This is a genomic window from Endozoicomonas sp. PH6C, from assembly GCF_059322965.1.
Map to the genome: position 1 here is coordinate 3,346,987 of NZ_CP185342.1, position 20,759 is coordinate 3,367,745.

Below are 20,759 nucleotides of genomic sequence, written 5' to 3' on the forward strand. Positions count from 1 at the left end.
AACATGAACATAATAATTGCCCGACGGTGTGCATTTATTGAAAGCGGTTTAACACGCCTTTTCTTTCCCATAATCCCTGGGTGATCTGCATTGATCCTGGTCAGTGAGATGCAGAGTTGTGAGACTCTGCCCTATCCCAATTATATTGTTTCTCCTGTCATGCGGGTTTCTTTGAGCTTTCTACTTACATATAGAATGGCTGTTATTCCAAGAAGAGTGCCAACAACACCAGCTCCAATGCCAACAGTAATGTCAAAAATACAAATAACATCCTTCCAATTATCTTTTTGAGACTTTTCTAAACTGGTATTATCTACGATAAAATCAAGATATTTTGATAGGGTTTCGAAGATAATTACGCCACCAGCCACGCCAGCGCTTGCGTCAAGTAATCCTAATAAATATGCAGTACCGTTCATGCTGTAGAATAGGGGGCCTCCGGAATTGCCATTTTCTGCATAACCAGCATAATTTAACTCATAAACAGAATTTTTGACTGATAATAATGTAAGAATCACTTTCTTCAAGGCATCGTGATCTGAATAAGCAGCAGCGTAAATGGGATTGATTTTATATAAATCATTTATTAAATATGTTTTATTATCGATTAAGGGTAACTTTATACCTTTCTCATCCAGAAAAATTTTTTGATCTAGCTCAACTATCGCAAAGTCATAATTATAAATAATTCGTGAAGAATCAAATTTCGAGTACAATATATATCTGCTTGCTTTAACCGAAAATGGAGTCAAAGCATTTTTAAAATGAGCCTTAAGGCAGTCAGCATCTGGAAAAGAGTCTAACGCATGAGCAACCGTTACTATATGTCTGTCTGATATCAATACTCCAGTAAAAGTGCCACCGGTATTTGTCATTTTAACAACCCAAGGTAGCAAGCCAGGTGCAACAAGTTGAGTGGGTTCTGTGTATCGCTTTTGTCTATCTAATGCAAAAATGCAACTGGAGTAGACAATTAGAAAAACCAGCCCAAAATAGTGCATAACGACCTCACCTCAACCATTCATACTATAAATTCAAAAAGGTAGTCTACAAACGCGACATAAATCGGGTTTTCGAAGGTCTCCAGGAGGCTGTCGGACTTGATCGTCCATCTGGATACGCTGGTGTATCCATTGATCCAGTCGTGCGGAGTTTTTCAAGATAGTTGTCCCGAAAACTGAATTTTAGGCTGCCTTTTTCTCGTTAATTCTTGCTTCAGACAACCGCTCAGGATTCAGTGCAACCGCACCTACAGGCTCCCAGTTTCTGATAACTCCTGACCAGCGCGTTGGATTAGCTTCTCGCGCTTTGGTATACACCTGTTTCCGGTGATTCAGGATTTCCTGATCTCTTTTCTCATGCCGTTGCGCAGGTGTCACAAAGCGGATTGAGCTATGGCGGTGTTCATTGTTATAAAAGCGCTCAAACTTCAGCATCCACTGTCGACTGTGTTCTAACGTCAGAAAACCTTGAGATGGCCACTGAGGACAGTACTTCACCGTTTTAAAGATCGATTCTGCAAATGCGTTATCATTACTCACCCTTGGGCGACTATGAGAGGGAATAATGCCCAATTCCTCAAGCTTGGCCTTAAAGGTACTCGACGTCATTGGAGCCCCATTGTCTGAGTGCAGTACAAGCGGTGTTTTAGTGCATTTTTCAGCCACCATTGTCCGGTTAATCAGTTCACTGGCTAACTCACCAGACTCACGGCTATGAATCTCCCAACCAACAATCTTACGACTGTAAACGTCCAGTATCAGGTAGAGGTACCAGAACTGGCCGCGTACCCTGGAAGGTATGTAACTGATGTCCCAACACCAGACCTGGTTAGGGCCAGTAGCAACATAGGTTGTCGGCTTGTTGCTTTTCGATCGCTTTCTTGAACGACCGCGGTGGTGCAACTGACCATACTTTTTCAACACACGGTAAAAGCTAGATTCAGAAGCAACGTATACTCCCTTGTCTGCAAGGGCTGGCACGATCTGCGATGGTGGCAGGCTCGCATACTCATCTTCATTACTGATAGTCAGAATACGTTGCTCCTCTTCCTCAGTCAGTTTGTTAGAGGGTACCGGGCGCAAGGCATCCGGGCGTTTGTCCGTTAACACTGCACCATTGTCATCGCGCCAGCGATTCAGTGTTTTCAGGGATATTTCCAATTGTTCAGCAGCCTTCCAGCGAGAAGCGCCGTTTGCTATAGCCTCATCAAACCATGTCAGCAGTTGGCGGCGCTTATCGACAGGTGTCAGTTGTCCTCGCTGTCTATCCCGTAGAAGGCATCGAGCTTTTTTGATAGCACCAGCAGGGCTGCAGCTTCTGCCAACGCCTTGTCTTTACGGCGAAGCTCTTTTTCAAGGCTCTGATTGCGCTTACGCTCTTGTTTTAATTGCTTGCTTTCCTGGTCTGCACGCTGAGAAGCCTGAACAGCACCTGAAATACAAGCGTGCTTCCACTCCTTGACTTGTTGAGGATAAAGCCCTTTTTTACGGCAGTATTCACTTAACTCTGTTTCTGACAAAGCAGCGGTTTCGACGACCACGGCAAACTTGCTTTCAGCAGACCATTGTTCTGATTTTTGTTCGTTCCCTGGCACAGGTAATCCTTTGTCCCGTAGTTTTTTACGCCAATTATACAGGGTTTGTTCGCTGATACCTTCCTCTCTGGCAACATCCGGCACAGAGCGATTGTGTGGTGGTAACAGTTTTTTCAAAACAGCTGATTTACGTTCCTCTGAAAAACGAGGCATATTCAACGTCCATCGCCCACTGTCTAGCTTTTATTGGTTAATCAGTGAGCGGGACAACTATCCTGACACAGCGGGCGTGTTATAGCTAGAATTTTCTCGTAAATTACACAGTGGTGGTCGTGTATGACTTTTAGTCGCCTGCCACGCTTCGCAGAAGCAGGCGGTTATGTTCCTTGAAACATCAATTATCTATAACGGTAAAAAAGGGGACATAAGCCAATGATATATTCGTCTCAAATAAATTGTGGGTCTTGCCATGAAGGTTTGCGGAGGAACATGTAATGTATCATCAATATCGCTCTCATCATCCGGCTTTATTGCTTGTGCTTGTACAATTACCTCTTCATCAGAATTCAATATTTGAACTTGACCTTCCTGTACCGCCAGAAAAACAACCTGAGGATTTATAACTGTCGTCCTGCGTGCTTTTAATATTGAACGATGATAAGCAATGGCATTTCTACAAATCGTATTAGCTACAGACGCACCTATAGAACCAGCTATTAATGGTCGCTGCAAGTAAGAAGGGCATAGATTTACAAAAAACATCATGTGTGAAAAAGTGGCCGAACCGGCACCTTGTAGTATTGGACTTAGCGTACCACTGATTTCATTATATCTGCAATAAGCTATCACTCCGGCAAAACAGACACTGGCTGAAAAAATAGTCACTCCATTTGGATAGTGTACCATCAGTCTTCTTATTGTTTGCGGTATCCATTCACATGGATAGAGATTGGCTCCCCAATTGATGCTATAGGGGATAAGCATCCCTGCATTTCGCAGCTGCTCAAGTTGATGTGAAAGCTGCTGAAGGAGTTCTTCATCTTCGGCATGCACATAAAATGTTTGTTGACCAATTTTCACCCAGCGTTTCTGCCAGTGACATGGGTCACGATCATCACCGCCGCTTGCTCCTCCTGATGAGGATATCGTGGGTGGGGGAGGCATCAGATCTGACCCCGCCATAGAGCTGGGACATACATCTAAAAATATGAATGTTAGCGTAACTAATACTCTAAAGCGGTAGAATAATATTTTGGCTTCATAAATAAATGACATATAGGTAACCCCTACGTCAGGATAGATATCGCCTCTTTTAATACATGACTTTCAATAAGTGAGAGCAGATAAAAAGAGACTGTTTTGGCTCGCTGCAGCAAAAAATGGAAGAACCCATTTTCCAGAAGGTGATGCTAGTGTTTTCGTGGCTCAGCTTAAAAAAGAGAAACCGGCATTACTGATGCAGCTCTGTATACTTGGCGCAAACAGACAAAAGTGCAAGGTATACTCGTGCCCGGTGATGGTAAGAAACCATCGGCTCTGTTAGTTCTGACAAACAAGGCAAAGGGAACTTGTACTGTGAAGGCCCACGCCAGGCTCAACCTGTCGATAAACAGGGTTCAGCGCTGGCAAAAAATGAAGAACAGGTACGGGAAGATAAACGTCAAAGGGAAGGTAACCTGTCCTGTCGTCACAGAAACACTGGAGAACTTGAGGATAGCTTAAAATTAAACCTTTACATATCAGTGCCTTATTTTTTTTCAGCTCATAATGAACTTATTGGCACGGCATTTGGTCTAACCATTCAGTACATCTGAAACAATCAATGAGCAAGCCATCAACTTTCAGGGAGCGCAATATGAGAGATGAGATTTTAGAACGTATTAAAGACCACAACGTCATTATTCACTATACCATTGAATCCGGGAGCTGCGCCTGGGGAGTAGCGAAACGAAAACCATTCAGGCTATGCTGGGACTGAATGAATTCATGGAGTCACAACTCTCTGCGCTGGAAGCCTTCAAGGGCAGCCAGCAAACGACTGTGGGATCATTTGAGACCATCAATCACCTGCTCCATAAAATTTTGGACCATACCGCTGAAAAAAATAAGAGAGGTGCAACATCATGCCAGTGATTACTTTGCTAGAGGGAACCGATAGCCAAAAGCCAGTTAAGATTTGGACGGATGAGGTCAGCCCACAGGCACTTGAACAGATGCGTAAAGTCGCCAGCCTGCCCTTTATTCACAAACATGTGGCTGGCATGCCTGACATCCATCTGGGCAAAGGTGCAACAATAGGATCGGTTATTGCTACCACAGAAGCCATTATTCCTGCCGCAGTTGGCGTCGATATAGGCTGTGGCATGAATGCGGTTCAGTTATCACTGAAAGCCTCTGATCTGCCGGACAACCTTCTGGCCATCCGGCATGATATTGAAAAGGCTATTCCCCTTGGAGCCGGCGGACAGCATAAAGAAGCGCAAATAGCCGGAGATTCATCTGTTGCTCATGGCTTGCAACGTATTCTGGAAAAGCATCCGGATATTGTTCGTAGAGGCAATCGGGACAAGTTTGTTCGTCAGATGGGCAGTCTGGGTTCTGGCAATCACTTTATTGAACTGTGCCTGGATGAACACGACAACGTATGGGTAATGTTGCATTCCGGAAGCCGGGGTATCGGTAACCAGATAGGTCAGTACTTTATTCATCTGGCTCGAAAAGACATGGAAAGGCAGCAGATTCATCTGCCCGACAGAGACCTCGGCTACTTGAAGGAAGGCTCGGACCACTTTGATGATTACGTTGAAGCCGTGGCATGGGCACAAAACTACGCCCTGCTGAACCGGGAACACATGATGAACAGTATTCTCAACGTATTGCACCAGCATCTGAAACCGTTCACCGTCATCAATGAAGCTATTAACTGCCACCACAACTTTGTTGAGCAGGAGCTGCATGATGGCCAGCAAGTCTGGGTAACTCGTAAAGGAGCCATCCGGGCCAGAAACAACGAACTGGGCATTATACCCGGCTCTATGGGAGCCAGGTCTTACATTATCCGTGGCAGAGGCAATCCCGAAGCATTTTGCAGCTGCGCTCACGGAGCTGGACGGAGCATGTCCCGTACCGCTGCCAAAAAAACCTTCTCTGTTCGTGATCTTGAAGATCAGACACAGGGCATAGAGTGCAGAAAGGACAAAGGCGTACTGGATGAAATTCCCGCCGCTTACAAAAATATCGATAAGGTCATGAGCCTGCAGAACGATCTGGTTGAGGTCGTGTGCACACTGCGACAGATCGTTAATGTGAAAGGCTAGCAGCCTGTCGGACTTAAGCGTCCGTAGCGAGGATTGCAAGAAATTGAGGATAAAAATCTCTGTTTCTGAGGAGAATAGCGAGCTATTTGACGAAGAAACAGAGATTTTTAGACCAATTTATTGCAACCGCACGACTGCATGGATGCAGGAGCTAGAGCAACGCAGGAGCAGTTGCCGCGAGTACCTGAACAATAAGTCAGAAAATATGATTTCGTATGGTTGAGTACTTATAACCGTAAAGATAAACATCGTGGTCGCAGCGATATCAGGCTGCATCAGAAAGCATTGAATAAAACAGTGTTTTCTTGTGCGGCTTGTTAAACTTTTTTTGCTTTAGTGTTGACAGAGTGATTGCCCGAGGGCATAGACCGCACGTAATCTTCCTGTTCCCTGGTTTCTATGGCTCCGATCCGGGCTTCCCGTACACTTGAAATAGCCTCATCAGATGATGCACCATAGGCCATCAGCAGTCTGGCAACCAACATCCCGGTGCGCCCAAGCCCTCCACGACAATGAACCAATACTTTCTTCCCCTGGTCCAGGTAACGATAAATCGTATTAACAGACTGCTGCCACTGCTGTTCAAACCGGGCATCAGGAATGGAGAAATCTTTTATCGGCAAATGCAGCCACTGCATACCTGCTTTGTTAACTTCATCTTCAAGCTCATTGATACCCAGCATGTGGAACTCATGTTCTTCAATCAGAGAGATCACCAGCACTGCGCCCCATTTTTTTATAGTGGTAATGTCTTTAGCCAGATCCCGGCTCCAGTCCTCTCCAAACATTGACTGCCCCTTTTTACCGGGTGCAACGGCCATGCCCAGAATTCCACCTCCGGGAATAGAAACGCTATCAATGTGTAAAGGATTCGATTGTGATGCTCGCATTCAAATGATTCCCGGACTGTATTCTGAGTTAATAATCGATCTTCCCATAGTTTCTGACAGGATTGTTCAGTATATCCGAACAATCCGTTTTTGCAGATTTACGGAATTAGTTGTGAGTGATGTTGGGTTCAGTAGTTTTGATTGTACCCTGTAATCTTGTTGTTTGAGCCAATTAATACTATTATTTAGCTCATAATTTGAGCCATTTAAGATTTACAATCGGCTCACTATATTGGGTGAATCCGTAAATGACTGATTATTCACCAACGCTGTGGATCTGGCAAAACAAAGACTGGCCCCAGTTTTACTGGCAAGAAGAGGCTGTATTACCTCTGCTCAGAGAAGTTCGCTTCAGCTTGGGAGTCCTGCTAGGAAAAGCCAGCACTACCCAGAGTGATACAGCAGGAGCCTCTGCACTGGACACCCTGCTGGAAAACATCATCACCTCTTCTGCCATCGAAGGTGAACGCCTTAATGCCCAGTCTGTCCGGTCATCACTGGCGCAGCGCCTGAATCTCGAAGGTACTGATGACGCTGCCTACCCGACTTCCGAGCGAACCGAAGGCTTGGCAGAAATGATGCTGGATGCGATCTCTAACCTGAATGCCCCACTCAGCCTGAATCGTCTTTTCCAATGGCACCGCTGGCTGTTTACCAATACGGAGTTTACCCTTCATAAGGTTCAGGCAGGTCAGTTAAGGGGCGATGAACCCATGCAGGTGGTGTCCGGACGTATTGATCGGCCCACCGTTCATTTTGAAGCACCGCCAAGAAGTGTATTGGTGTCAGAGCTGGAGCGATTCTTTGACTGGTTTAACCAGAGCGGAAACGATCCAAAGTGCGATCCCCTGCTTCGTGCTGCCATCAGTCATTTCTGGTTTGTGACACTGCATCCTTTTGATGATGGTAATGGGCGATTAACCCGGGCTATTACCGACCTGGCCCTGGCACAAGCCGATGCCCAAAGCATCAGGCTCTATGCTATGTCCAGCGCGATTCTGGATAATCGCAAAGCGTATTATCAGATTCTGGAGCAATCCCAGCGTGGGGAGCTGGACATCACCCACTGGCTGCTCTGGTTTTTGCAGATGCTCGATGAAACGATCAAAGCCTCGTTGAGAAAGATTGATCGTACACTACACAAAACGCGGTTCTGGCAGGCATTTCATGATACGGGGCTTTCTGATGAGCAAATTAAAGTGCTTAACCGGCTGCTCGACGGTGGCGAGAAAGGGTTTGAATCCGGGATCAGTGCATCGCAATACCAGAAGGTGGCAAAAGTCAGCAAGGCTACAGCTACACGACATTTGTGTTATTTATTAAACAAAGGATGTATTGAGAAATTGCCGGGTGGTGGGCGCAGTACCCGGTATCAGATCGCTCGTAAATGATCAGACGCTACATATCAACTACCGCCACGACAGTCACATGTCATAGTCAATGGCGCCTGCAAATGCGTGTGGAGGAATTTTTTTCACTAAAAGATCCGGATAAAGTTTGTAAATAGAAAAAAAGGTTGAGATGACTACTGTCGTTCATCCCAACCAAAAAATCATTCAAAGAAAGTCATTAGCTGGCAGGCATTGGAATGATCTCAAACATTCCGTCAAAGTCATCCAGAGTTGCTGACAGCTTTTCTATCAGCTCTGCGTTGCCTTTGATCTCAGCATCACCTGACTTCAGGAGGGTTGTCAGGGAAGTTTGACCCAGCGCCATTTTTGTCAGGTCAGTTTTTTGAATGACCAGTTCAACATCAGTCTCCGGCAGTGTTTCCACTTCTATATTACTCATATTGGCGTTTGTAACTTCACCAAAAAAGCGCTGCTCCAAGTCCGGGTGATAAAGGCCAAAACTAAAGTCTAAACCCGCCTGCTCCGCTTTTTCGGCATTGAGGCGAACCGCCAGAAAGTCAAGAAACATGCCTGTTGGCGTATTAGCAATAACATCGGCAGAGGCCAGCTTAATGGATGGTTTGATCTCTCCGGTTCTTAACTCCACTGCACCTTGCAGGTAGGAGTTGCGCCACGCCATGGTTTCTGACTGATAACCCTGTTGCTCAAAGCTGTCAGCCAGTGCATAGCGATAATGCAGATTATCCGGGTGACATTGCACCAGATCGTTGAACAGCTGGGATGCTTCTTGATATTGCCCGTTATTGAAGTGTGAAACTCCTGCGCTATAAAGTGCTTCTGCACCCGCTGCATCCACATAAACACAGGACTTGTCTCTGGTTTCAAGCGGGTTGGTGTTTACCGGGTTCATATCGTGATAACCAAGATATAAATTGACCACCGCGCGAGCGTTGTGACTGTATGAACCGTGGTAGCCATTGGTGTGCCAGGTCTGCTTTTGAACCTCTGGCACCAGCTTCTCAATTTCACGACCTACGTCGTTAATAGTGGTGCCATGGTTGGCCAGGCGCATGGCCTGATTGTGAATAAAGCCATAGTTATCCCGCTGCAGGGTCATATACTCGGCAATTTCGTTGTTTTCAGTGGCGGGATCATTCCAGACTGGTGCCGAGTGTGCAGCGTGAATACTGTCAACCATTCCGGAATCCACAAAACGCATTTTCAGTTCAGTCAGATACTTGGTCCAGACCAGAGCATCACGAACTTTTGCTCCCCGGAAAGTGTAGATGTTATGCATGCCGTCATAAGTGAGCTCAGCGGTATTGAGTGAGCGGTATTGCGGAACATAGAGCACCATTTCCGCAGGTGCTTCAGCGCCCGGCATATTTATGGCATGAAACTCCAGGCCATCAATATTAATCACTTTTTCACGTGACGTAATTTCTGTCGTAGGCGCCACAAGAGTGACCTCGCCCCTTGACGTACCCAACCCCAGAGCATTGTCAACGATGCCTTTGGTACTATTGGTTAACGTTGTTCCATACTGATAGTTTGCCCGGCGGCCCATAGCAGTACCGGCGATGACGTTTTCGTCAGCCAGCTCTTTGATGAAATCTTTTGGCGCGTAGATTTGCGCGCCTTCGGCGAAGTTGCCGGACTCATAGACACCCCTGGAACCACCAAAGTGATCAGCATGCATATGGGAGTAAATCATCCCGGTAATTTTATGCTCACCATTGATTTCAGGCAGGTGTGTTTTGGCAAAATCCCAGGCAGCTGCAGCCGCTTCCCGGGACAACAACGGATCATGAATGACATAGCCGTTTTTGGATCGATAAATGGTCATATTGGATAGATCAGCCCCGCGAATCTGATAGACACCATCCGTCACCTGATACAAGCCACCCGCCGTATAATTCAGCATACCCTGACGCCAGATAGACGGATTCACCGTGGCAGGTATTTCGTCAATCGACATATCCGTCATGTACTGAAAACGTTTTTTCAGCTCTCCCGCAGCATGATTGCCAAATTCTGCGATCAGCCCTTTGCGAGTACGTTCAAAAGCGGATACATCTTTCCATGGCAGGTTTTTTGCCAGATTCTGGTTTGCCTGTTCAGTATGGGCAGTGGCAGGTTTGCCCTGATAGTCCTCGAGGCTGGTATATTCAGCACTTGCATTAAACGACGCAAGAATAGCAAGGGTAATAGCTGATAGAGTCTGTGTCGGTTTCATAGTGGTCCTTATTCACAGTTGAACTGAAGACTCGATCACTTTAATGGCTAAATTCATAATGATAAATTTACGATTTTTTAGTTTAATCATCACTGCTGGTTATATATTGATGAAAGCATCAAAGTTCGACCTTAATCTCCTGCGAGTTTTTCTGGCGGTCTATCGCTACCAATCAATCACAGTGGCGGCTGAGGTTATGGAGCTAACCCAGCCCGGCGTCAGTGGCGCATTAAAGAGAATGCAAAACCAATTGGGAGATACCCTGTTTGTTCGTGATGGCCGAGGCATTGCGCCAACGGATTTTGCCCACGAAATAGCCCGCCAGATTGAGCCCGCCCTGGAAACTATAAACAATACTCTCATTGATATGCAGGGACTCAGCCATCATGGAAAGCGCCGGTTCATCGTGTATACCCCAGAGCCCGTAATGCTGGTACTGCTCCCCAAGATTGAAGCTGACTCAACATTGGAAAACCGGGAAATAGTGCTTTTCCCAACACCGACCACTGAGGAAGAGTTACTTGATAAGCTCAATTTACGGCAAGCGGATTTAGCAATAGATTTTGCTCATGTCTCCACCTTATCTTATTTTTCCCAGCCTTTGTTTACTGACCAGATCTGCCTGATTGCCAGCCAATCCCACCCCAGAATCCAGGGAAGCGTTACAGCTGAGCAGTTTTATCAGGAAAAACATATAACGTTGAAACTAAGGCGTGAAAATACATTTTTGGCAGACTCTTTTACGCAAGAGCCCCTGCAACCAAGGAAGGTTATGGCTGAGTGCGACTCCCTGCTTGCGTTAATGGCTCTGGTAGCCAGTAGTGAAAGTATTGGCACTATGAGCAGCAGTCTGGCAAAGGTGTTTTCTCAACAATTTGGTTTACAGATCATGAAAATACCGTTTCGTTCTTTGCCCATTAACTACAAATTGCTAGCCCATAGCCGGGTCCGCAATAGCAAAACCAACTGCTGGTTGCGCAGTAAAATTCTGTCTTATGTCACAGAGTTAAGGGGTGAATAGAAAAGGGCGGGCAGATCATTCCTGAAAAAGCTCCTTGACGACACGATTCTGGATGGACTTCTTTGCTGTCTTCCAGAACTCAAGTGCTCAGGAGGGTGTCAAAAAAGTAGCAAGCAAAGCTGCTGATGAGCAGGCAATTCCCCACACCGCAGGTAAATCACGCAGGGATATGACAGAAGCAAGCATTCAACAGACCTGTCCCAGGTACTTTCATACTCTTTTTAATGCAGCTGGTGAAGGCACCTGACCACTTTCAGCATAAATTAGCCGGATCGAACCAGGTTGGCCGTAGAAATTCAGGTATAACCACAGATGATGAAAACCGGACAGGTTTGAGAAACTACAACTAATGGACAAAGGGGGAGCAAAGGACTTGCTTGCAAGATGCATGCAAGGAAGGCCAACAACAGGCTGACGCCATTTCGAAGCTTCTCTGGAAACGTCAATCGCAAGATTGGCGTTTTTTTTCGTCTGGTTGTACCTTTAACAACGCACTTCAGCAATGCGCCAGCCAAAAGTTCTTATCGTGTCAGATCATCACCGCAGCACCCACATTTTAGCCCTGCGCCCCGGTATGTATAGCCTGTGCCATTGGCTGTTTACTATGAATGTGTCAGCAGGTTCGATGACATCAAAGTAAGTTTGATGCCAGAAGAATTTGTGCTCCTCCTTATTTACCCAATACTCCTGGCCATGTTCACACTTGTTGATACCAACCACCGCAGCGGCGTCAGGCTCACCTCGGCTAAAAAGAAGAAAACAATCACCCTGCCCTATTATTCTCATTGGTAGCCCCTGGTTGGTTCTGTGAACTTCGAGCAACAGATTCTTGGCATCTTCATCCTTAATTCGCGTAAGCCCCCCAAGCTCGTTGAAGGTCTTACGCGAATGAAGATGAGAGCCGGTTACAGCAACGCTCGTCAGCAAACAGCGCCATGAATATCACGTTTTCCTGACAAGCCCTGGCAATCCGGGGACTGGAAGTTATGCTGTGGAATAGGCGAACAGAACCGCCTTTAATAACATGGCAGGGTCATCAGCTGGGCACCTGCCGCCGAACTACAAACTCTGATAATTTGCCCTGTGGTAGAGTTTGTAAATCAGGTAGCCCACAGAAGCAATCACACCAATTAAAACAAACGCTGCAACTTCTCCAGCTATTCCTTCTCCGATGGAGTCAGCAGGTTTTTTGCCAGAATGCTTTGGATCAGGTTTACCTTTACAACCAGGCATACAGCCTTTGGGTCTGCAAATCACAGATTTGCTGCCGGTCAACGACGAATTAGACCACGTATACTGGGCTGAACAAGATTTGCATGTAATAAAATCACCCTTCCTCTCATAATCCATTTCATCAGAATTAAAAGCGTACGAAGAGTTGAATGTACACTGTTCTTTTGACTCGGGGTTAACGCATGACCCATTTACATCAAGACCTGCAACACCTTCTGGTGATATAACTTCACTACAATTGTACATCCCCCTTTCTCGGCAATGAAAATAGTAAGTATCGTTAGCCCTTGGACATCTGGGGTCATAGTCTTTTGCAGAAGCGTTTAATAAGTAGGATGACCTGATGCAGGTATCGCTTACCACTACGCAGAACAGCTGGTTTCTTAGTCTAACCGGAGCCCCATCAGGGATACTGATATCCGATGGCAGCTTGATCATTGTTTGCACTCCGGAATTTTGCTGGCTATCAAAGATAAAATAATGCTTTGTAACATTCATCTCTTCATCGCCTTGTAGCATGTAATAAGCCGTTAGCTCAATTCCATTTGTAACATTAACGGTACTCAATACAGGCGATTGATAGGGCAAGTTATCAGCATAAAGATCTATAGACAGGAGACCTGCTGTAGCCGACCGATTATGTGAAGTTTGAATATGGCCAAGCTTCACACCGCCGGGACTCAGTACATTTATGTCAACGGCTTGCATGAATAGCGCGAGTATTTGCTTGGCGCAGGATGGCGAGGTAAAAATATGCTTTTTTGAAACCCGCACCCCAATACAAGGTTGAGCCTTTTCTGCAATGTAAATCCGGGGTTGAAAGTAAACAAGATTTTCGAAAGCGTTGCCCTGCGTATTTTCTTCGGCAAAGCTTTGAGCAGATAAAATTAGCAATAACAAACAATAGAAAAATGTTTTGTAGTTGTGCAGTCTCATAATAAATAACCTCTGATGAATTAACACTTACGCCGCCTGCTTATTTACAGCGGGTAGCGCTGCCGTAGCAGTTAGACTCGGAAAAACCTTCAGGCAGTAAAAAATACTGAAGCAGGTATGTACCAAGGCAATTGTTTTCATGATATTCATACACACAGCAGGCTTTAGAAGACCTGAGAGATACGATAGAAGCGACGATGCAGTATAGCTTGTAGCGCTCGGTCTGGACTGAAAACCTGAGCAAGCTTCAAGGCATAAAATCCTACGTTTCAGACCTGGAAAAAAATATCAGTTCGAAACGTAGAGTTGAACAGAAGTAAGCGAACAGACTCCCTCCAGGAGGCCGACCGAACAGATAAAAACATCAGACACCTGACCGGAAAGACACCTGAAAGTGATCTAGCAGCCTGTCGGTCTTAAGACTGTCCTACTGCGGTTGCAATAAATTGGTCTAAAAGAATGTTTTCCTGCCGGTATAGTGGCAGGGCATCGCAGTATTTGGAGACGATGATCCAGGCCAGTGTGCTGATGGAGAGGGAGGACTTGGGTAGCGGGTGTTTTGGCAGTTTAGCTGCTTTAATGACCTGCTTTGTCTGTCCGTGGTCATCGATTTGTGGGAAAACCGCTTTCTCTTGCAGGATTTCTTTTACCTGAACTTTGGCCGGTACAATGTCCAGCTCTTCACGGACTTTGACAAAGTAAAGTATCAATATCGTCCAGAGAAAAGCCCCTGTACTCAATTTCATACCCCTTCAGTTGCTGCACCAACTTGGTGGCTTTTTCCTGTAAATGCGTTTTTCGGATATTTTTCGGGTTACGCTTGATTTCAGCAATCAGGACTTTTTTATCCAGTTCATTGACCGCGACAAGATCAATTTCATTCTGGTTCCCTCTCTCCCAGTAACTGCCGACGATATTGTACTCGCCAGTTTCCGCAATCACTTCCCTGACGATTTCTTCCAGCCAGTGACCACTCCAGGTCGGGTAATCACGCTCAATGACTTTATGGATAAACGGAAAGTTGCCAATCTCCACTGCGCTACGGTGTTTATAAATAAAGCGAAACCAAAAGGCCAGGAAAGCATCGGCAATACGATATTTAACCAACCGGGTTCCCGGTTTAGACAACACTGGTCGGTTTCGGCTGATGATATCAAATTCATTTTCCAGGCGATCAAGCTGTGGCCCCACGGAAATACCCAGCAAAGATTCTATTTCAGGTCGGCTCGTACTCCCGGAAGCAATAGCAGCCAGTATGGAAAAATAGGTACCATGTTCAGGTCCGAACTCTTCAGCCAGACGATAATGCCCTTCCTCAATGACCAGACTGTGTGCGTTAATCAGCTGCGACCAAAGGTCGGTTGCAGGATCAATGTTAAACAGCCACTCCAGATATTTAGGAACACCGCCACTGAGCATGTACCACTGCAGAAGTTTTTCAGGTGCAAACTCCTGTCGGTCATTCAGCATCTGGGCGATATAGCGACAACGCAACGGCTGAAGGTTGATGCGATGATCGGCACGACCAAACAAGGGCTCTCGTCCATCCTGAAACAACCGGGTCATAAGGCTGTATAAAGAGCCACAGCAGACCAGGTGCATACGACTCTGTTGTCTGTATCGATCCCATAAATCCTGAAGTTCGGAAAAAAACGCCCGATTAACCCGCTGGATATCCTGAAATTCATCCAGTATGACGGTAACCGGCGTTGTGATGCTGAACTGCAACAGGATTTCCATGACTTCCCGAAGGCGTGCAGGCTGACCAAATATGGGAATATTTAAGACCGTTCTGATTTGCTCGACAAACTCCTCGCAAAGCAATGACTCCTGCTTTCTGGATACGAACAGATAGATAGTGGCTGCAGAAGTATTGCTCTGAGGAAAGGTTTTATTTAACAGCGCTGTTTTACCGACCCGGCGCCTTCCTACTACAGTTGTCAGGTGGGCCGTTCCTTTAGAGGCTAGTTCACTCCACTCACGGAGCTGTTCAAGCTCATCTTCTCGATTATAGAACATCATCAAAAGTTACCGTAATAATTATTACAGTAACTATATCACAAAAACGGTCCTCTCCATACAAATATGCTCTGCGCAAACATCGAGCTATAAGTACTCAGCTACCTTCAGTGTCGATGGCCGCTATGTGATGACCGCCAGCCTGGATAGCAAAGCGAAAATCCATGGCAAAAAGAACGAAGGGTCATGGCCCTGCTGTGTCGGGAGTGTTGCCCAGGTTTGCTTCTGCCTTCTCAAGCATCAATATCAGCTGCTCACGTTTTTTCCTCCTGGCCAGTTCCAGAGGTGTCTGGCCATGGCAATCCCTGGCATGGATATCAGCGCCGCTGTCGATCAGGACAGACAGAGACCGAATGGCATTTAACATGACAGCATGATGCAGCACCGTCCGGCCCATGCTGCTGGTAGCATCGATATTTGCCCCGTTATGGATCAGGAATTGTGCAGTCTTTGCCAAGTCCAGCTTCATGGCCATGTGCAGCGGGGTCAAGCCTTCAGGTGAAGCGATATTAACATCTGCCCCGCTGTTAATCAGGACTTGAGCACAGCCGATTCGGCTACACTGGGCCGCGTGATGCAAGAGCGATCCCCCTCCATTTAACTCATTGACGGAAATACCGGACTTTGTCTGCTTATCAATCAACAGTTCCAGGCAGGCAGAATGACCATGTCGGGCAGCGTAGAACCCGGGCAAACATCCACCGCTATCCGTGGCACTGATATTGGCATTGTTATCGATCAGGACTTGCACACACTGCACGTGACCGTTCATGACGGCCAGGTGCAGGGGAGTCAGGCCCCGTGCATTCCTGATATTAATATCTGCTTTATAAGCCAAAAGGAGTTGAACACACTCCAACTGGCCACATTGTGCGGCCAAATGCAGAGGGCTCCAACCCCTGTTACTCCTGAAATTAATATGCACATGGTCTTTAGCATTCAACAGCACAGCCATACAACGAACCCTGCCAAACTGGGCAGCGATGTGCAGGGGGGTACGGCCTGCCTCATCCACGGGATTGATGTTCACCCTTTTGTCCATCATCAGTAACCGAAGACATTCACTTTGATCATTTTTGCTGGCAAAATGCATGGGCGTCCATCCCCCTCCTCGTTGGGAGCCAACGATCAGCGCCTGGTGTTCAAGCAAGACTTTCAGACACTTTACACTCCCTTCCCGGGCAGCAATATGCAGGGGCGTCAAACCATAAAGGGTCCTGGCATTGATATCAGCCCCTTGCCTGATCAAGGCCAGCAGATACTCCACGCTGTCGAACATGAGGGTACAATGGAGGGGGGTATTATTGCCCTCTGTGAGGGCCTGGATGTTGGCACCATACTTGAGCAGGATATCCACGGAGTTTCGCTGGGGAGTTAAGGTGGCTCTGTGCAGAGCAGTCATACCGTCATAGGTGGCCGCATCGACCTCATGCCCGGCGCCAAGCAAAAGTTCCACACATTCAACATGTCCATTATCTGCGGCACTGTGCAGGGGTGACCAGCCAGAGTCTGTGGTGGCTTCAATAAACCCGGCACCATGAGCGAGTAAAAGCTGTACACACTCCGGATACCCTTGACGGGCAGCGTTGCTCAGTGGCGACAAGTTTCTGTTGTTTCTGCAATTGACGTTTGCCTGTCGGTGCAGCAGCCACTCCACGCACCGGGCGTTGCCAGCCAGGGCTGCCATATGCAGGGGCGTAGAGCCGCCGTTGTCCGTGGCATCCAGCAGGCTGGCATTGTGCTTGAGCAACAGTTCCAGAAAGTCCATACGGCCAGTAAAGGCGGCAACGTGCAGGGCTGTCCAGCCATTGTCGTCTTTGGCATCGACAGCTAACCCTCTGTCAAGCAGTACTTGCAGGAAATTCATGGGGCCACTTCGGGTGAGAACATGCAAGAGCGTCTTGCCCCTGTCCAGCAGGGCATTCACATCGGCTCCGTGATCCAGCAGGATTTGAGCACACTTGCCATGACCATTCAGAACGGCAAGGTGCAGTGCCGTATGGTGGTGATCACAGGTGGCATCTATATCCTCTTCATGCCTCACCCAACTCCTCTCCCCATGTTTCTCTCTGGGCCCGATGAAGAGCAGGGCTGCCACACACGCATCGTGCCCCATCATAGCTGCGAGATGCAGGGGGGTGGTTTCAAAATGGTCAATTTCATTGCCAATCGCCTTGAATTCAAGAAAACGTTCCACGCAGTTCACCTGACCATGCTGGGCAGCGCTGTGCAGGGGCGACCTGCCCATACTGTCCCGGATATTGATATTGGCACCATTGCAGACCAATGTCCTGACACACTGCTCCTGGCCAAATTCGGCAGCAAAATGCAGGGGCGTCGCGCCTGAAGATGAGACGGCATTGACATTAGAGTGATGGTCAATAAGCATCTGTACACACGCCTCATTGCCGACCTGGACAGCGATATGCAGCAGCGTGACATGGCCACCGTAAAACGCTGAGTAGAAGCTTTGACCGGCCAGCGCGGGTTCCCGGTCAAGCAAGTCAGACAGCGCCTCAATATTTCCGGAACGACAGCATTGCAGGGGCAGGAGTTCATCGCCAGAAGTGGCCTGGTCATACAGTGGCTCAGCTGCAGCCTCATCTTCACCTTCATCTGACAGTTCCATATCTACCCCGGTGGCACGCTGCACAGCACACTGGAGTCCCCGTTGCTCACCTTTTGGTATCGTTTCTGCACCCTGGCGAGTAAGCATTAAAGTACCTCCTGCAGAACCATCATCAGCAGAAACGGTATTTGCACCGCCCCTCCAGACAGGTACACCCCGTTGCGAGGCAGATGGTTTTTGAACAGGCAGAACGGCTACCAGTGCAGGGAAACGTTCCAGGACAGCATTGATCTCGTCATTTCTGTTTCCTTGATGCCCACTTCTAATTTGATTGGCAATCATATAACCCAGTGCTGTTACTGCGTTTTCAGACTCTGTCAACACCGCCGAAGCTCCCCCGGTTGCACCTTCAGTGGTTTGGAGCGCATTGCCTATTTCTCTTTGCTTTTCGGCTACCAAATAATTGTAAAGTTTTTTCAGCTTTAGCGATTGATCTTTCTTGCAAAATCTTTTCATAAACTCATCTTTCCCAGCAAGGTTGTCAGGAAACATTGCGTGCAACAAAAAATAAAAAGTGGTTGCTGTGGGCGATTTCTCGGCCAAAAACCTCAGCAGAATCATAGTGTCATTGATATCTTCAGTATCTGGGTAGTTGTTATAATTGATATAGGCCGTCACTTCCAGAAAAGCTGGCGTTAACGGATAATCCAGAAAGTCAGAGCGTAACGCTTTGTTGTCGTTTATTCCCGGTAGTCCATAATTTGTCGATAAGAGTGTCTTTCCCTGATCGCCAAGACCTGAAAGAGAAAAAATAGCCTGACCCGGAGTCAGGCTGCCTGAATAGTATTCTTGCTGACTGCCCTTTTGATTTAAACCAGTCGGCCATTCTTTTGCCGTTATAGTAATACCTGAAAAATGCTGCCCTGTTTTTTTAATATCAGTTGAAGCATCAACAGGCGCAAAAAAAACCTTCTTCTTTTTTGCCAGATGCTGCAAATCAATAGGTATCTGATTATCTGAAATATCAGTCACAACCAGGGACTGGTGAGCATCTGCCCGAAGTCTGATGATATTTTTCTTGTTAATGTCAGAAATAAGGAGTACCGAGCCTTTTTGGGAATCAAAAAATGGAGTAAAACCATGGATCGATAAAATCATATCCGCCTCAACAATAATGAAACCGTCACCGAGAACTATAGATAATGGCCCAGGCGGAGCATTTGGGAGAGTAGCTCCTTTAACCGTTCCAGTGGTAATCAAAATAGAAATTAACAATGTCTGCATCAAACTTTTTTCCACTGAAAAACCTCACTTAACATATAAATTTGAGCACACCTGAATATCCAAATCCCCCCTGTGCCAGCATAGTTGTCGCCTCTCCTGAATTTAGAAACCTAAACAGGGGGCGGGCACTGAGTGATCAATGGCTCGCTATTCAGAAGAGTTCAAAGAGTCCATCATTCAGATGATGATGCCCCCCAATAATAATGTGCCAGTTTCTCAGCTACGTGATACTGGTATCCCCGATGTGACTCTGTACACTTGGCGAAAGAAAGCTTTATCTCAAGGAATACCTGTGCCAGGCAACGGAAAAAATCCAGATCAGTGGACACCGGAAAACCAATTAGCCGTGATCATTGAAACGGCGGCGTTAAATAAAGCAGAAATGGCCGAATACTGTCGTAAGAAAGGCCTTTTTGCTGAACAAATACAGCAATGGAAAGCAGCCTTTATCAGTGGCGTTTCGGCCAAACCTGTCAATCCTGGCTATTCCAGAGCATTCGGCCACTCAATCCGGTAGCATCCGGCCACCTCCCTCATCGGAGCGCAGCGACGCATCGGAATGGAGCTTAGGACTTATATTTGGATCTTGCCAGTTTAGTCTCTTCCAATATGAAATGAGCCTGAAGGGGAGCCCAGTTTCCAACATGGCTGTTAGCTTGAGAGTCTGAAGCTTTTCCAGGGCAGGATTGAGTAACATGATTCTTATCCCTTTATTAACTGTTATTGGTAGTAGTCTGAGCCGCGCAGGTTCTCATGGTCATCCGGCAGCACTTCGTCAGGCTCCAGCTCTGGCAACGACTGTTGATCCAGATTATTTTTCAGGATGGGCCCAATGCTTCGGTAGGAGTAGGTATCTGTATACAGTGCACGACGGCAGGCGTTTTCCAACCGGTCATGACCATAGCCTTAACCTAACCTCATGATGCCGAGGCAACTGCAGTAACTTTGCTCTGGATGTCGACGGGTTGAGAGGATGCGACGGATGACTGCTTCTGTTTCCGGACCTGTCCTTGCCGCCCAGTTTTGCAGTCGCTCAGGCGTCCATTCGGCATACTTTCGGTAGTGGCCAAGTCAACCCCGACACGGCAAAACGTCCCAGATAGTCACTTACGGTTGCTCGGGAAATATTACAGCTGTTAGCGATTTTTCGCTCGCTGAGGTGGTGCTCGAATTTGAGTCTGAGTACTTCACGAATCTTGCGCATGGGCAGTCTCTTCATGATGCTATCCGCTCGTCCTTGAGGAGGTCTCAAGTTTGAGGGGAGCGGTGAAAAATGGGACTGCGCCACTGGTCAGAAAAGGGGTGGCCGGATGTTACCGGAATTGGTGGCCGAATGGCTCTGGAATACCCAGAAATGCAATAAGGC

At 47.0% G+C, this 20,759-nt stretch carries 17 protein-coding genes and 1 pseudogene; 6 read left to right on the plus strand and 12 right to left on the minus strand.

All coding sequences use genetic code 11. The annotated features are described in order from the left end of the window. Nucleotides 1-140: 140 nt before the first annotated feature. The 3 genes from ACOMG9_RS12455 to ACOMG9_RS12465 form a co-directional block, all read right to left on the minus strand. The gene (locus tag ACOMG9_RS12455) at nt 141-1,001 is read right to left on the minus strand and encodes a trypsin-like serine protease (protein WP_448217140.1); all 861 of its coding nucleotides are present in this window, start codon (nt 999-1,001) and stop codon (nt 141-143) included. Nucleotides 1,002-1,184: 183 nt separating this feature from the next. Further along, nucleotides 1,185-2,749 (minus strand): IS3 family transposase gene (locus ACOMG9_RS12460; RefSeq protein WP_448215008.1). Its coding sequence is split into 2 segments (ribosomal slippage): nt 1,185-2,296 and nt 2,296-2,749, totalling 1,566 coding nucleotides; the frame shifts between segments, so codons are not numbered across the junction. A 189-nt stretch (nt 2,750-2,938) separates the two neighbouring features. Next, a complete protein-coding gene (locus ACOMG9_RS12465) occupies nt 2,939-3,811 on the minus strand; it encodes a hypothetical protein (RefSeq protein WP_448217141.1) in 873 nt (290 codons plus the stop codon). A gap of 580 nt (nt 3,812-4,391) precedes the next feature. On the opposite strand from ACOMG9_RS12465, the gene ACOMG9_RS12470 reads away from it, so the two are divergent. Both ACOMG9_RS12470 and ACOMG9_RS12475 read left to right on the plus strand, forming a co-directional pair. Continuing rightward, the gene (locus tag ACOMG9_RS12470) at nt 4,392-4,514 is read left to right on the plus strand and encodes a hypothetical protein (protein WP_494530321.1); all 123 of its coding nucleotides are present in this window, start codon (nt 4,392-4,394) and stop codon (nt 4,512-4,514) included. Nucleotides 4,515-4,659: 145 nt separating this feature from the next. After that, entirely contained in the window at nt 4,660-5,853 is a 1,194-nt protein-coding gene (locus ACOMG9_RS12475) for an RtcB family protein (RefSeq protein ID WP_422133852.1), read from the plus strand. A 317-nt stretch (nt 5,854-6,170) separates the two neighbouring features. Here the strand turns inward: ACOMG9_RS12475 and ACOMG9_RS12480 are convergent, their stop codons facing one another. Further along, nucleotides 6,171-6,743, minus strand: a complete 573-nt coding sequence (locus ACOMG9_RS12480; protein ID WP_448217143.1) for a cyclin-dependent kinase inhibitor 3 family protein — start codon at nt 6,741-6,743, stop codon at nt 6,171-6,173. Between the two features lie 248 nt (nt 6,744-6,991). Here ACOMG9_RS12480 and ACOMG9_RS12485 point away from each other — a divergent pair, with 248 nt between their 5' ends. Further along, nucleotides 6,992-8,134: a Fic family protein gene (locus tag ACOMG9_RS12485; protein WP_494530322.1), complete on the plus strand. Its 1,143-nt coding sequence runs from the start codon at nt 6,992-6,994 to the stop codon at nt 8,132-8,134. Between the two features lie 178 nt (nt 8,135-8,312). On the opposite strand, the gene ACOMG9_RS12490 is transcribed toward ACOMG9_RS12485, so the two are convergent. Then, nucleotides 8,313-10,331, minus strand: a complete 2,019-nt coding sequence (locus ACOMG9_RS12490; protein ID WP_494530323.1) for an alkyl/aryl-sulfatase — start codon at nt 10,329-10,331, stop codon at nt 8,313-8,315. Nucleotides 10,332-10,440: 109 nt separating this feature from the next. On the opposite strand from ACOMG9_RS12490, the gene ACOMG9_RS12495 reads away from it, so the two are divergent. Beyond that, entirely contained in the window at nt 10,441-11,352 is a 912-nt protein-coding gene (locus tag ACOMG9_RS12495; protein WP_448217146.1) for a LysR family transcriptional regulator, read from the plus strand. A 34-nt stretch (nt 11,353-11,386) separates the two neighbouring features. Then, on the plus strand, nt 11,387-11,599 hold the full coding sequence (locus ACOMG9_RS12500; protein ID WP_448217147.1) for a hypothetical protein: 213 nt from the start codon (nt 11,387-11,389) through the stop codon (nt 11,597-11,599). Nucleotides 11,600-11,889: 290 nt separating this feature from the next. Here the strand turns inward: ACOMG9_RS12500 and ACOMG9_RS12505 are convergent, their stop codons facing one another. From ACOMG9_RS12505 to ACOMG9_RS12525, 5 genes are all read right to left on the minus strand, one after another. Beyond that, nucleotides 11,890-12,279: a hypothetical protein gene (locus ACOMG9_RS12505; RefSeq protein ID WP_448217148.1), complete on the minus strand. Its 390-nt coding sequence runs from the start codon at nt 12,277-12,279 to the stop codon at nt 11,890-11,892. A gap of 132 nt (nt 12,280-12,411) precedes the next feature. Further along, nucleotides 12,412-13,521 (minus strand): hypothetical protein, encoded by a 1,110-nt coding sequence (locus ACOMG9_RS12510; RefSeq protein WP_448217149.1) that lies wholly within the window; start codon nt 13,519-13,521, stop codon nt 12,412-12,414. 416 nt (nt 13,522-13,937) lie between these two features. Then, nucleotides 13,938-14,231, minus strand: a complete 294-nt coding sequence (locus ACOMG9_RS12515; RefSeq protein ID WP_448217150.1) for an IS66 family transposase — start codon at nt 14,229-14,231, stop codon at nt 13,938-13,940. Further along, nucleotides 14,203-15,543, minus strand: a complete 1,341-nt coding sequence (locus ACOMG9_RS12520) for an ATP-binding protein (RefSeq protein WP_448217151.1) — start codon at nt 15,541-15,543, stop codon at nt 14,203-14,205. Before ACOMG9_RS12520 ends, ACOMG9_RS12515 begins: the two co-directional genes overlap by 29 nt. 181 nt (nt 15,544-15,724) lie before the next feature. Then, nucleotides 15,725-19,393, minus strand: a complete 3,669-nt coding sequence (locus tag ACOMG9_RS12525) for an ankyrin repeat domain-containing protein (RefSeq protein WP_494530324.1) — start codon at nt 19,391-19,393, stop codon at nt 15,725-15,727. A gap of 139 nt (nt 19,394-19,532) precedes the next feature. On the opposite strand from ACOMG9_RS12525, the gene ACOMG9_RS12530 reads away from it, so the two are divergent. Beyond that, nucleotides 19,533-19,910: a transposase gene (locus ACOMG9_RS12530; RefSeq protein ID WP_448217153.1), complete on the plus strand. Its 378-nt coding sequence runs from the start codon at nt 19,533-19,535 to the stop codon at nt 19,908-19,910. A gap of 203 nt (nt 19,911-20,113) precedes the next feature. Here ACOMG9_RS12530 and ACOMG9_RS12535 read toward each other — a convergent pair whose 3' ends face one another. Together ACOMG9_RS12535 and ACOMG9_RS12540 are read right to left on the minus strand one after the other, a co-directional pair. Continuing rightward, the gene (locus ACOMG9_RS12535; RefSeq protein ID WP_448217154.1) at nt 20,114-20,281 is read right to left on the minus strand and encodes a hypothetical protein; all 168 of its coding nucleotides are present in this window, start codon (nt 20,279-20,281) and stop codon (nt 20,114-20,116) included. A gap of 175 nt (nt 20,282-20,456) precedes the next feature. Next, nucleotides 20,457-20,612: pseudogene (locus ACOMG9_RS12540) on the minus strand (IS21 family transposase); the annotation flags it as partial. Nucleotides 20,613-20,759 lie beyond the last annotated feature (147 nt).